The sequence below is a fragment of the Dactylosporangium vinaceum genome, assembly GCF_019904175.1.
Classification (GTDB): Bacteria; Actinomycetota; Actinomycetes; order Mycobacteriales; family Micromonosporaceae; genus Dactylosporangium; species Dactylosporangium vinaceum.
Window position 1 is genome coordinate 2842133 of the sequence record NZ_CP061913.1, and the last position, 12500, is coordinate 2854632.

At 72.6% G+C, this 12500-nt stretch carries 12 protein-coding genes; 5 read left to right on the forward strand and 7 right to left on the reverse strand.

From position 1 onward, the window contains the following. The first annotated feature begins 148 nt into the window (after window positions 1-148). From Dvina_RS12545 to Dvina_RS12560, 4 genes are all read left to right on the forward strand, one after another. Window positions 149-583 carry a nuclear transport factor 2 family protein gene (locus Dvina_RS12545; protein WP_223102614.1) on the forward strand — a complete coding sequence of 145 codons (435 nt, stop codon included), beginning with the start codon at window positions 149-151 and terminating at the stop codon, window positions 581-583. A gap of 11 nt (window positions 584-594) precedes the next feature. Then, the gene (locus Dvina_RS12550; RefSeq protein ID WP_223102615.1) at window positions 595-1962 is read left to right on the forward strand and encodes a KAP family P-loop NTPase fold protein; all 1368 of its coding nucleotides are present in this window, start codon (window positions 595-597) and stop codon (window positions 1960-1962) included. A gap of 70 nt (window positions 1963-2032) precedes the next feature. Next, window positions 2033-2245: a hypothetical protein gene (locus tag Dvina_RS12555; protein ID WP_223102616.1), complete on the forward strand. Its 213-nt coding sequence runs from the start codon at window positions 2033-2035 to the stop codon at window positions 2243-2245. Between the two features lie 28 nt (window positions 2246-2273). Next, window positions 2274-2786, forward strand: a complete 513-nt coding sequence (locus Dvina_RS12560) for a GNAT family N-acetyltransferase (RefSeq protein ID WP_223102617.1) — start codon at window positions 2274-2276, stop codon at window positions 2784-2786. Window positions 2787-2797: 11 nt separating this feature from the next. Here Dvina_RS12560 and Dvina_RS12565 read toward each other — a convergent pair whose 3' ends face one another. Further along, on the reverse strand, window positions 2798-5701 hold the full coding sequence (locus tag Dvina_RS12565) for a putative bifunctional diguanylate cyclase/phosphodiesterase (RefSeq protein ID WP_223102618.1): 2904 nt from the start codon (window positions 5699-5701) through the stop codon (window positions 2798-2800). 123 nt (window positions 5702-5824) lie between these two features. Here Dvina_RS12565 and Dvina_RS12570 point away from each other — a divergent pair, with 123 nt between their 5' ends. After that, window positions 5825-6580 (forward strand): N-acetyltransferase, encoded by a 756-nt coding sequence (locus tag Dvina_RS12570; protein WP_223102619.1) that lies wholly within the window; start codon window positions 5825-5827, stop codon window positions 6578-6580. Here the strand turns inward: Dvina_RS12570 and Dvina_RS12575 are convergent. The 6 genes from Dvina_RS12575 to Dvina_RS55155 all read right to left on the reverse strand — a co-directional run bounded on the left by Dvina_RS12575 (window position 6577) and on the right by Dvina_RS55155 (window position 12469). Continuing rightward, the gene (locus Dvina_RS12575) at window positions 6577-8451 is read right to left on the reverse strand and encodes a sensor domain-containing diguanylate cyclase (protein WP_223102622.1); all 1875 of its coding nucleotides are present in this window, start codon (window positions 8449-8451) and stop codon (window positions 6577-6579) included. The genes Dvina_RS12570 and Dvina_RS12575 overlap by 4 nt on opposite strands. Before the next feature lie 86 nt (window positions 8452-8537). Beyond that, window positions 8538-9695 (reverse strand): hypothetical protein, encoded by a 1158-nt coding sequence (locus tag Dvina_RS12580; protein WP_223102624.1) that lies wholly within the window; start codon window positions 9693-9695, stop codon window positions 8538-8540. Then, window positions 9689-10762: a HesA/MoeB/ThiF family protein gene (locus Dvina_RS12585; protein WP_223102625.1), complete on the reverse strand. Its 1074-nt coding sequence runs from the start codon at window positions 10760-10762 to the stop codon at window positions 9689-9691. The genes Dvina_RS12580 and Dvina_RS12585 overlap by 7 nt, the downstream gene beginning before the upstream one ends. A 75-nt stretch (window positions 10763-10837) precedes the next feature. Beyond that, window positions 10838-10996, reverse strand: coding sequence for a hypothetical protein (locus Dvina_RS12590; RefSeq protein WP_223102626.1), 159 nt, complete (start codon window positions 10994-10996; stop codon window positions 10838-10840). Between the two features lie 77 nt (window positions 10997-11073). Beyond that, complete coding sequence (locus Dvina_RS12595) at window positions 11074-12327, reverse strand: hypothetical protein (protein WP_246656181.1); 1254 nt, start codon at window positions 12325-12327, stop codon at window positions 11074-11076. A gap of 10 nt (window positions 12328-12337) precedes the next feature. Beyond that, window positions 12338-12469 carry a hypothetical protein gene (locus Dvina_RS55155; protein ID WP_281428384.1) on the reverse strand — a complete coding sequence of 44 codons (132 nt, stop codon included), beginning with the start codon at window positions 12467-12469 and terminating at the stop codon, window positions 12338-12340. Window positions 12470-12500: the final 31 nt, after the last annotated feature.

The following is a 12500-nucleotide window of genomic DNA, read 5'->3' on the forward strand; positions in this document are numbered from 1 at the left end:
CGGTGGAAGCGCTCCCATCCTTCGCCTCGCCAACGCGTGGTCAAGCGCTTCGATGTGTTCGTCCGCGCTGCCTGGGGCGGGACCTGAAATTTCCATCTCAATTACCGGAGTGTTGACTCCGAATTATCAGGAGTCTACGCTCCGCTTTGTGACCACAGCCCGCCACGCGCTTGCCGAACGCTTCCTGCGAGCGGTGACCGCCGACGACCCCGGCACCATCGCCGACTGCTACGCCGAGCACACGACGATCGAGATGCCCTTCGCCGTCCCCGGCCTGATGCCGCCCACCATGGCGATCTCCCGCGAAGACCTGAGAGCCAGATTCCGCGGGGGTACCGCCCTGAGGCGCTACCTCCGCGTGGAGAACCCCCGCATCCACGAGCCCGCCGACGGCTCGACGCTGATCCTGGAGTACACGGTCCACGGCGAGATGCGCCCCACCCCGACCCCGTTCGCCCTGCCCTTCGTGATGGTCATGACCGTGCGGGACGGCCTGATCGCCCACACCCGCGACTACACCGACCCGATAGCCGGCGCCCGCGCACTCGGCCGCCTCCCCGACCTCGTCGCGGCCATCGGCTAACGTCGCTGGGTATGTCCGACTGGTGGTCCGACGAGCCGATCCTGCACTCCGAGGACGACCGCTTCGGCCGACGCCGCTTCATCGACCACGCCATCTCGCTGGTACGCCAGATCGGCACCCGGCCCAGCAGCGCCGTCATCGGCCTGGTCGGCCCGTGGGGCAGCGGCAAGACCAGTTCGATGCGCCTGATCGCCGCGGGCCTGCCCACCGCCGACTGGCGCGTGGCCTGGGTCAACCCGTGGGCGGTCGGCGGCCCGGACGCGGTGACCGCCGAGGTGCTCGGCGCGATCCAGTCGGTGCTCCCGCCCGGAGGGAAGGCACAGCGGGCGCTGTCCCAGGTGACCCGCCACAGCCGGCATCTGACCCCGGCCATCGCACTCCTCCCGTACGCCGGCGAGCCCTTGAAGGCCGGCGTGGAGTCGGTCCTCAACGAGGCCAACGGTTCCGGCACGCTCGCCGAGCAGTTGGGCAAGGCCGAGAAGGCGCTGCTGAAACTGCAGCAACCGGTACTCGTGGTGCTCGACGACCTCGACCGTCTACAGCCCGACCAGCTCCTGACCGTCTTCCGGGCGATCCGCGTTCTGGGCCGCCTTCCGTACGTGCACTACCTGGTGGCCTATGACCACCAGACCCTCCTCGACGTGCTCTGCGCAACGCCCATAGCCAACGGGCGGGTCGACCGCGCCGTCGCGTTTCTGGAGAAGATCGTCAACCTTCCCCTCGACCAGCCCCCGTTCCGCGAGGAGCACGCTGAGCGCCTGCTGACCGAGGGCATTGCCGCCGCCCTGGACGCCGCCGGGGTCGGCATCACTGACGAGGTCGCCGACCGGCTGGCCGCCGAGCGGGATGTGCTGCTCAGTCTGCTCGCCGAGCCCCGCGCGCTGTCCCGTCTGGTCGCTCAGCTGCGCATCTATCTGCCGCTCGTCGGCGCCGACGAGGTCGACTTGGTGGACTTCCTCGTGCTCACGTACCTGCGCCTGGCGCACCCGCTGTTGTACCGCGACCTGTCCATGCGCAGTGGCCTGCTCACCCTGGTCGTGCCCGGAAAGGAGTCGAGCCTGCCGAGGTATCGGTACGACGCGGAAAGCCTCGTCGAGCGCTTCCACGTGCCCGATGTACACGGTCGCCGGGTGGCGAGAATTCTGCAGCGTCTGTTCCCCATCTTGGACCCGGACAGCCATCCGGCCCAGGACTCGGCTTGGCGCGCGAAGCGTAAATACGACCACCGGGCCAGCGACCCGGATTGTGTGGACCGCTACTTCGCGCTGGCGGCCGACGAGAACGATGTGGGCCGGCGCAGTCGCCGCCGGGCGGTCGTACCGCGGGTGCCGATGCCGGTGGGGTCGGAGGGTGAAACCGGCGGATCACCCGTTTCCTGAAGGGGTTGGCGGGCCGGTCGTCGGCACGATCATTCGCATGTTGCGTCTAGAACCAGACAGCGTCCTCGTCATGACCGCCGCCGAACTGCAGACCCGCCACCTCGAGCGCGACCCCGACGATCCGGCCCGCTGCGGCGCCTGCGGGGCGCTGCTGCCGTGCCCGACCGAGGCGGCCGCCGCCCTGGTGTGCCGGGCCGGGGGGCTGTGGCTGGAGGGGGACACGATCGCCGAGGCGCTCGAGCCGCCCACGCAGCTGCTCGCCATCGTGCCGGCCGAGGTGTGAGCCGGCGAGATTCTGAGATGATCTCTGCATGAGGCTACGGCCGTATGCGGAGGAGGATCGCGACCTCACCGCGCAGCTCGAACGGGACGCTGAGGTCATGCGGCACCTCGGTGGGGCGGCGCCGGCCGGGCGGGCCGAGCGGGTGCATGAGCGGCGTCTCGAACGGCGGGGCGAGGAGTGGTACCGCACCATCCTCGCCGGCCCCGACGACACTCCGGTCGGCGTGGTGGCCGTCTTCCGCACGATGTGGGAGGGCCGGGACATCCATGAGCTCGGCATCATGCTGCTCCCCGGCCGGGCCCTGCGCCACGGCCTCGGCGCCGCCGCGGTCCGCCTGGTCGTCGACGAGGTTCGCGCGGCCCGGACGGTACGCGAGATCCACGCCTTCATCGGTGCCGACAACCGGGCCGCCGCCATGGTCGCCCGCCGCACCGGCTTCCGCGACACCGGCCCCTGTGCGCTCGACTACGAAGGCGAGCCGATCCTCTGCAACCACTGGGTCCTGACCCTGGAGACCGGCGAGCCCGCGGCCGGGGTGTGAGCCCGAGCCGCTCAGGCCGCCGGCGAGACCTCGCTCGTCGCCTGGAGCCACTCCACGGCGGCCGCGTACGGCAGCGGGCGGGTGAACAGGTAGCCCTGGCCGTAGCCGCAGTGCAGGTCGGCGAGCCGCTTGCGGTGGGCCTCCGTCTCGATGCCCTCGGCCACCACCTCCAGGTCCAGGGTGCGGGCCAGCTGGACGATGCCGCGGACCAGGTCGTACTGGCGGCGGGAGGAGCCGATGGTGTCCACGAAGGACTTGTCCAGCTTCAGGGCGTCGACCGCCACGCGGTGCAGGTAGGACAGGGACGAGTAGCCGGTGCCGAAGTCGTCGATGGAGACGCGGACGCCGGCGGCGCGCAGGGCGGCCAGGTCGGCGTGGATGTGCTCGTCGTCGCCGAGCAGGAGGCTCTCGGTGATCTCGACGGTCAGGGCGCCGCAGGGCAGGTCGGCCTGGGCCAGCTCGGTCAGCACGCGCTGGACGAAGCCGGGGGAGCGGAACTGGCGCACGGAGACGTTGACGCTCATCGTGAGGGAGTCGGCCGGGTACAGCGAGCGGAAGGACACGGCGGCGGCGATGGCGTGGCGCATCACCCAGTCGCCCAGCGGGACGATGAGGCCGCACTCCTCGGCGATCTCGATGAACTCCAGCGGCGGGACCAGGCCCAGGGCCGGGTGCTGCCAGCGGACCAGGGCCTCGAAGCCGTGCGGGCGGCCCGTGGCCAGGTCGACGATCGGCTGGTAGTGCAGGACGAACGCGTCGGTGACGAGGGCCTGGTCGAGGTCGGTGCGCAGGCGCATGCGGCGCACGGCCTGCTCGTGCATGGCCGACTCGTAGCGGCGCCAGCGTTCGGGGGTGCCCTTGGCGCTGTTGAGGGCCACGTCGGCCTCGCCCAGGAGCTTCGCGGCGTCGGGGGCGTCGGAGGTCATGGCCACGCCGATGTTGGGGACGGCGGAGACGACGCTGCCGCCGACCAGGAACGGCGGGCGGAACTCCTCGACGATGCGCTCGGCCAGGTCCTCGACCTCGGCGACCGAGGCCTGGGAGACCAGCACGCCGAACTCGTCGCCGCCGAGGCGGGCCACGGTGGCCGTCATGGGGCTCACCGAGGTCAGCCGGGCGCCGAAGGCGCGCAGCAGCTCGTCGCCCACCTCCTGGCCCATGGTGTCGTTGACGGTGCGGAAGCCGTCGATGTCGACGATGAGCACGGCCGCGCCGATCGCGGTCTGCACGGCGTCCTGGAAGCGCAGGCGGTTGCCGAGCCCGGTGAGCGGGTCCAGGTATGCGCGGTCGAGCAGCTCGCGCTCCAGGCGGCGGCGCTCGGTGACGTCGTGGATGGTGAGGACGCGGCCGTCGACTGTCGGCTCGCCGGTCAGGTCGCGGACCGTCACCTCGACCTCGGCCGTGGTGCCGTCGGGGCGGCGCAGGGCGTGCAGGCCGGGGTTCAGCTGCGGGAAGGTGCGCCCGACGACGCCGGAGCCGAAGAGCGCGGTGGCCGAGGGGCTGGCGTAGGTGACGCGGTCGTCGGCGCCGACGATGAGGATGACGTCGGCGGCGTTGAGGACCAGGGTGCGGAAGTACGCCTCGCTGTCCCGCTTGATGATCTCGCGGTTGAGCGCGATGTGGTCGAGCATGCTCGCGGCCTGGCCGGCCAGGACCCGGGCCGACTCCTGGAGGGTGACAAGCGCCCGCTCGTCCGCGGCGACCCACAGCTCGCCGAGCTGGACCCCGCCGACGGTCAGGGGGCAGTGCAGGGCCAGCTCGAACCCGTCGAGTTCGCGGGCGAAGTCCTCGGGCAGCGACGCGACGTAGCGCATGCTCATCGTCGGCGCCGGCGACGAACCGGGGGCCACCCGCAGGAGCGCGCGGTGCGCGGTGCCGGGGCGCAGCAGCGAGCCGACCGCGCGGCGGACCACGGCCTCGACCATTGCCACCTCGGTCGCCGACAGCAGCGCCTCGCACGCCTTGCGCAGGGCGCGCTCGCGCGACAGCGTGTGCCCGACGCTGCGGGCGGCCACCCCGCCGCGGCTGAGCGACAGGGCGACGAGCGCGGCCGAGCCGATGGCGATGACGACGCCGTTGTGGACCGGGCCGTCCAGCGCCTCGGCGAAGAGGATGCCGGGGGCGACGAGGGAGGCGACGCCGAGCACGGCCCGGCGCGGCTTGACCTGGGTGGAGCCGATGACCCGCGGCTCGGACAGCTGGGCCATCGACGGGTGCAGCGCGGCCAGGCCGCCGGCCGCGAAGAAGACGATCCAGCCGACGTCGACGAAGCTGCCCAGGCCCCAGTCGCCGTTGAGCCGGCGGAGGCTGAACACGACGTCGGAGACGAGCAGGACCGCCCCCGACGTGAGCAGCAGGGCGACGCTCCAGCTGCGCCGGGCCTCCAGCACCATCCGGACCATGATGGCCAGCAGCATCACGTCGCAGAGGGGGTACGCGATCGAGATCGCCTTCTGCGCGACGTTGAGGCTGGGGTCGGACAGGCCCGGATCGATGAGGAACACCCAGGCCAGCAGCCCCGCCCCGGCGGTGAAAATGGCCGAGTCGATGACGGTGGCCCAGTCCCGGTTGGCCGCGCCGGACCGCGAGAGCAGCAGCAGGCCGAGCAGCAGCAGCGGGAACGTGCCGCCGAGCGAGATGGCGTCGACGGCCGTCGGCCACGCGTTCGAGTGCAGGACGTCGGTCTGCACGACGGCGGCCGCGGTGCCGACCGCCAGGACCAGCGAGCCGCCCGCCCACAGCAGCCAGGGCAGCTTGCGGCGGGGCCGGTGCGCGCGGATGCCGTAGAGCATCGCGGCGAGCGTGGTCAGCACGAGGCCGGCGAAGCACACGAGCCCGGCCGCCGGGAACAGGAGGTAACTGACGGCAAGGACGAGCGCACACAGCGCATACGCCCAGGTCACTCGCCGTGTCACGCTGCTCCTTTCCGCACGCCAAGAGCTACTTTGTCGCCCCGATCGAGCGGGGGCAAGGTCTGATCCACCGGTATATGTATCGGCCGCGCGGCGGAGGAGTGAAGGTTCTGGCAAGGTGCGCGCATGGACTTTGCCTGGCTCGAGGTCACCACGCTGGCCGAGCGGCCCGACCGGACGGCCCTGACCTCGGCTTTCGACGACCCGACGGTGGCGCCGTTCCTGTATCACGACCCGATTTCGGCGGCGCTCTTCCCGGCGTTGGTCGCGCGGCACCCGCAGTACACCCTCATGGCGGTGGAAAAGGAGAACGGCCGCGCCGCCGGGATGCTCTGCACGCTGCCGTTCACGGCCGCCGAGGGGCTGCCGCCGGGCGGATACGACGCGGTGCTGCTGTCGGCGGCGGGCGCCCCGGAGCGCGGGCCCGACGTTTCGGCCCTGTTTGCCACTGTCCGGCCGGATCTGCGCGGGCGCGGCGTCTCCGGGCACCTGCTGGACCTGGCCCGGCACAACGCCGCCGCCCTCGGGCACACCGCGCTGGTGGCGCCGGTGCGTCCGACCCACAAGCACGAGCATCCTGGGGTACCGCTGGAGCAGTACGTCGCGCGCCGCCGGCCCGACGGCACCGCGCAGGACCCCTGGCTGCGCGTCCACGAGCGGGCCGGCGGACGGTTCGTCGCCGTCGCACCCCACTCGATGACGATCACCGCAACGCTCGAGCGCTGGCGGGAGTGGACCGGCCTGCCGTTCGACACCGCCGGCCCGGTGGTGGTCCCGGGCGGGCTCAACCCGGTGCTCTGCGACCCGGAGCGGGACATCGCCACGTACGTCGAGGCGAACGCCTGGTATCGGCACGACCTCCAGGCAGGGCGCCAGAGCTAGAGGAGGTCCCGCGCGCCGTGCTTGACGGCGTACATCGCGGCGTCCGCGTCGCGCAGCAGGCCGTCGGCGTTGGCCAGCGAGCCGTGGGCGGCGCCGATGCTGGCCCGGATCGGGATCAGGGCGCCGTCGAGGTGGACCGGCTCGGCGAAGACCTCGTGCAGCCGCCGGGTCAGCTCCTCCGCGTAGTCAAGCGCCGTGTCCGGCAGCAGCACCGCGAACTCGTCGCCGCCGAGCCGGGCCACCGTGTCGGTGGGGCGCACGCACCGGCGCAGCCGCTCGGCGACCGCCCGCAGGAGGGCGTCGCCGGCGTGGTGGCCGTAGGTGTCGTTGACGGCCTTGAACCCGTCCAGGTCGATGATCAGGATCGACGCGGCCTTCCCGGCGACGGCGATCCGCTCGGCGAACAGGGCCCGGTTGGCCAGGCCGGTCAGGGCGTCGTGGGTGGCCTCGTGGCGCAGCCGGTCCTGGAACGCGACGACCTCGGTGATGTCGTGGGCGTTGTAGACCACGCCGCGGATGCCGGGCAGGTGGATGAGGTTCGTGGCCACCGCGGACAGCCAGCGGGGCCGGCCGTCGATGTGCGGGACCTGCAGCTGCATGGTGACGCTGGCGCCGGGCCGGGTCAGCAGGTCGGCCAGGCGGGCCTGCCACTCGTCGCGGGCCTCGGCCACGGTGAGCTCGTTCATCCGCAGGCCGATCACCGACTCGGGCGGCACGCCGAAGGTGCGCTCGACGGCCGGGCTGGCGTAGCTGACGATGTGGTCGGGGCCGGCGATGAGCGTGATGTCGGAGGAGTGCTGGACCAGGCCGCGGAAGCGCTCCTCCTGCTCGGCCAGGGCGCGCAGGCTGCGGTCGACCTCGCCGAGGAGCCGCGCGTTGTCGGTGAACGCGATGAGCTGGCGGGTCACGACGATGCCGGTGACGAGCAGGACGCCGATGACCACGCCCCAGACCCGGGCGTCGAGCGAGCCGCTGGACAGCGACACGATCAGCAGGACGTACGCGGCCAGGACCCCGAAGTACGGCAGCAGGCTGAACGGCCGCATGGTCCGGCGGGCCAGGACGTCCGGGTCGGCCCGCAGGTTGGCCTCGTTGATCCGCGGGACGGCGGCCAGCAGGGCGCACGGCAGGAGCCGGGCCAGCATCGACACCTCGGGCCGGGCCACCTCGACCAGGGCCGCGGTCAGGCCGGTGCTGAGCCCGACGAGCACGCTGGCCAGCCCGGCGCTCCAGCCGGCGATCGGGGTGAACGGCATGTTGCGCCCGAGCATGAGTTTGACCAGCCCGAACGAGCCGGCCAGGCTGACCCCGGCCGAGGCCAGTGCGAGCAGCAGGGCCCCGCCGCCCTCCCGGAGGTCGACGCTCGGGGAGAGGTACCAGACGAATACCGCTGTCGCCGCGACGACCGTGGCCGCGTCGAGCATGAACCGCAGCCGCTCCCGCCCGGCCGTGTTCGTCGGGTGCAGGACCATGGCCAGCAGGGCGATCACCGAGCCGAGCGTGACGAGCCCGGACTGCACGGCCCCGCCCTGGACCATCCCGTCGACCGGGGTCGCGAACGTCTGGACGCCCTGGACGGTGTCGCCGATGGTGAAGAACACCCCGGCGACCGCGACGAGCCGCCAGAACCGCCGGTGCGCGGCCGACACCCCGGGCAGCGCGCTCATCCGGGCCGACAAGATGGCGAAAATGACGTCGAGCACCACCTGAAGCGGCCAGAACAGGGCAAGCTTCGCCGGAGCGCCGGCACCGGGTATCGCGTACCAGACCGCGAAGGCCGCCGTGAACAGCAGGAGGGCGCGCAGCACCGGATCGCGCAGCAGCGCGGACCGCGCCGACGGGCGAGGCCGCAGCTCAGTGGATGTGCTCACGGCACTCCTTCATTGCGCCGGACTCTACCGCGTGGGCGGGCACCCTAGGGTGTCGTCTACATCGTCCATACGGCCGAAGACCTGAGTCAGGCTGAAGCGCCTCCCGAAATCGCTCGGAAAAGTACGCGCCAGGCGCCGCGGACGGCCCCGGCGATGGCGAGCGCGGACGGCAGCGCCGCGGCCGCGAGGGCGGCGAGGCCCTCCCAGGCGGCGAGCGTGGTCAGGCCGTCGGCCCGGATCGGCGCGATGCACAGTCCGACCAGGTGCGGCAGCGCCGGCAGCACGAACATGCCGAGGTAGTACAGCGCGACGGCGGTGCCCGGGACGTAGAGCCACAGGTAGCGCCGGGCCCACACGACCTCGCGCGGGTCGGCCTCCGCGAGCTGGCGATGGTCGTCCGGTCCGGCCCGGCGCAGGTACCGCCGCAGCAGCGCCCCCTTGGTCGCCCACAGCGTCTTGCACCCGGTCGCGTTGACCAGCAGCGCGTAGATGTCGGTCCGCACGAACACCATGGCCTGGGCCACGAGCGCGGTGAACTGCAGCACGATCAACGCTCTGAGCAGGCGCACCACCAGCCCGTCGGGCACCGCCACCTGCACGAGCAGCGCGCCGCTGAGGATGGCGGCGTCCCAGGCCATGCCGGCCAGCAGCGGCCCGTAGCGGGCGCGGCGCGGCACGCTCCACAGCCGGGTGAGATCCGCCTGAAAGGTGACGAAGTACAGCCGGCGGCTCACCGACAGGCGGCTGCGCAGTCCGAGCGCGGCCGTCGCCAGGACGTGGGCCCCCTCGTGCGCGGCCACCGCCAGCATGCCCAGGACACTGGCGGCGACGATGTTGAGCAGCTGCGTGTCGAAGGGAAACGCGTCTCGGAACGTCGGGCGCAGCGCGGGCACGGCGACCAGGAGCACCGCGGCGGTCAGGGCCAGGACGGCGTAGGCGCTCCAGGCGATGCGCCCGAACAGCGCCGCCCCGGCCCGCTGCCGCAGCGTCCCGGTGAGCGGCGCGGCGCCGTCGCCCTCGGCCAGCAGGCCCTCGTCGGCCAGGGTCTGCATGAAGTCCTCGACGTCGACCGGCTCGCCGGCCAGGTCCGCGGCCCGGCGGCCGGCCTCGGCCACGCTCGCGCCGTCCTGCAGCCACTCGATGATGCGCGCCCCGATCTCGGGCACCTCGACGTAGGCGGCGGTGTGCGGGCTGCCCACGACGTAGTTCTCCCCGTCCCGCACGAGTGTGAGCTGGGTCAGCACAGCGGGCACCGGGGGTTGCGGGGCCACGGGTCGCGGGTGGTGCGCATGCCGTCGGCCAGCTCGATGGTGTGGTAGACGCCGGCCGCGACCGGCGGATCGGTGCGGGTCAGGTACCGCCCGGCCTCCATCGTCACGAACCCGGCCAGCAGCTGCGCGACCGGTCCGGTGGCCCGGTTGACCCGGCCCATGGGGAGTACGACGGACTGCCCGGCCAGCTCGGGCATGCGCTCGCCCTGCTCGGCGCGGTTGAGCTCCAGGCACATCCGGCACGCGCTCACGCCCGGCTCGACGGACCAGTAGAAGAGCGTGGAGTACAGCAGGCCGCCCGTCACGAACGGGATGCCGAGGGCGAAGCAGGCCTCGTTGACCCGCAGATGCACGTCGTCGGGAGAGTCGATGGCGCAGACGACGATCGAGGCGCCCCGCCCGAGCCGGACGATCGCGTCGACGTCGGTGACCCGCTCGTGGACGGCCTCGACGACTGTGCCGTCGCGGGAGTAGCGGGCCGCCCAGTCGCGGGCCGCGTCGACCTTGGGGCGTCCGAGGTCGTCGTGGTCGTACGCGAACTGCCGGGCCAGGTTCTTCTCCTCGACCACGTCGAAGTCCACGAGCCGGACCCGCCCGGCGCCGAGCCCGACAAGCGACTGCAGGACTCCGCTGCCCATCCCGCCCGCGCCGAGCAGCAGCACGTCGGCCGCGGCCATGGCCCGCTGGAACTGCGCGCTGGGCCGGTCGAGCCCCGCGTAGAGGTCGTAGAAGCGCAGGTTGCTCTCGTGCCGCCGCCGCGTCGCGGGGTCGAGCCCGGCGTCGGCTCCGGCGCCCAGCAGGACGCCGACGTCGTCGAGGGCCGCGACCGCGGCGGCCATCTCGTCCTCGGTGACGGTGAACCCGCGCCGGTGCATGGCGGCCGGGAGCTCGGCGACGGTCCGCGACCCTTCGGCCAGCACCTGCAGCAGCGCGGTGACGCTGCCGTCGGCGTCGTCGAGGTACGTCGCCTCGAGCGCGCGGCCCAGGAGGATCACCTCGTCCGGCCGCTGGATGACGGAAATAGGTTTGAGCTTGGGCATGACCCGCATCGGAAATCTCCTCCGGACAAGCGACAGGCCCGGCGGGGTGTCCGCCGGGCCGGTCATTTATGTGGGTCAGACGGCGCCCTGGGGCGCGTCCGGGTCGAGGTGGATGCGGGTGGCCTCGATCGGCTCGACCTTCTTGACCTTGATCTTCACGTGGATCTCCCAATGGTTGTGGGTTCTATGTTCCGGCCGGGCCGGTAGCCCGCCGTTGAGAAAGAACTTAGGCAACGCATTGACCGCGAACAGTCACGGAGTCGACTGGCCGAGCGCGAAAAAACTACGTATCAGATCGAGGGTGTGCGCCCTCAGGGCACTTTCCGGCTGATCCGGTACCCGAGCGTGAGGAACGGCAGCCCGAAGACGGAGAATGCGTGGTCGGCCCGCAGCTCACCGTCCTGTACATAGACGTCCAGCTCTTCGGCGAATCCCGGGACGCCAAGGGTCGTGAGGTTGCGGCTGGCGGCGTCGACGTAGCTGAGGTAGTGCCCGGTCTGCCCGTCGTGGCCCTTGCTGGTCAGCCGCAGCCCGCCGCCGGCCCGCCCGCGCGGTGCGAGCGTGGCGGTGAAGTTGGCCTGCGGGAGCGGGAAGCCGACGCTGACGTATCCGCGGCCGTCGTGGCGGTACGTCGTATAGATGCCGACGTAGATCGGCTCGCCGCTGTGGGCGAAGCTGCGAATCCACCCGCGCGTGCGCACGGCGCCGTCGGCCCCGCTGATGGTGTCGATGCGGCTGTGCACGCCCCGCTGGGCCTCCCGCAGGTTCATGGGTACGTTGGCCTGCCCGAGCGGCCGCGCGACGAGGGTCCGGTAGAGCAGATACCCGGGCCGCACCCAGGCCCGCCAGCGCGGCTCGATGTCCAGCGCGAACCGGGTGGTGTGCTCGTAGAACTCCCGCACCAGGGGGTCGACGCCGCCCGGGTCGAAGTCGGGACCTTCGAGCGCGTCGAGGGAGGCGACGATGCCGACGTCGGCCGCCGCCTCCTGGTAGGTGCCGCCGGTGGCCGCGGCCAGGTCCCGGACGTAGCCGGTGCCGACGTAGCGGGTCCGGGCCTCCAGCGGTACGACGAACGGCAGTTGCTCGGCGGTCGCACTCTCGGCGAGCAGCTGGATCTGCGGCTCGCGGAACACGAGCTGCGACACCGTCCGGAACGTCACCACGGTCGCCGCCGCCACCTGAGCCGCCGGCCGCCGGCGCATCGCCGCCCCCACCGCCAGCCCGACGACCGGCCCGAGCGCAACCTTGTGCGGCCGCACGCCCATCGCCCCGGCCACCGTACCGGCCGCCACCCCGACCGCGAGCGACGACGCCCCGGCCTTCCCGGCGGCCCACCCCACGGGCGCGGCCAACGCCCCGCTGGCGGCGATCCGCGACCAGACCGCCGGCACCTCGTCGGGCTTCTGGCGGGCCCGCGCGGCGGCGTCGACGGCCGCCAGCACCCCGGCCCCGGCCAGCGCCCCACCGAGCACCGCCCGCGGCCGGCGATGCCCGGCGAGCGCCGCCCCGGCCGCCGCCCCCAGCAACGCCGCGAACCCGATCCCCTGCACCCGCTTCGCATCCACGCGCCAAGTCTCACACGCCGGGACGCAGGGCCATGGCCGGGCACTTGTCCGCGAGCGCCGGGTCAGCCCCGGCGGCGGCCCGCTGCGGCTCGCGCCCGGCCGGCCCGACGAGCGCCGGCCGTTCACACTTGCGAGCGCTCAACCGGAGACCGCGCAGGGCCTATGTTTGTCGC

Coding starts and splice junctions, on each gene's coding strand:
- Dvina_RS12550 (WP_223102615.1), top strand. CDS start 595: ATGTCCGACTGGTGGTCCGACGAGCCGATCCTGCACTCCGAGGACGAC.
- Dvina_RS12555 (WP_223102616.1), top strand. CDS start 2,033: ATGACCGCCGCCGAACTGCAGACCCGCCACCTCGAGCGCGACCCCGAC.
- Dvina_RS12560 (WP_223102617.1), top strand. CDS start 2,274: ATGAGGCTACGGCCGTATGCGGAGGAGGATCGCGACCTCACCGCGCAG.
- Dvina_RS12570 (WP_223102619.1), top strand. CDS start 5,825: ATGGACTTTGCCTGGCTCGAGGTCACCACGCTGGCCGAGCGGCCCGAC.
- Dvina_RS12585 (WP_223102625.1), bottom strand. CDS start 10,762: ATGCCCAAGCTCAAACCTATTTCCGTCATCCAGCGGCCGGACGAGGTG.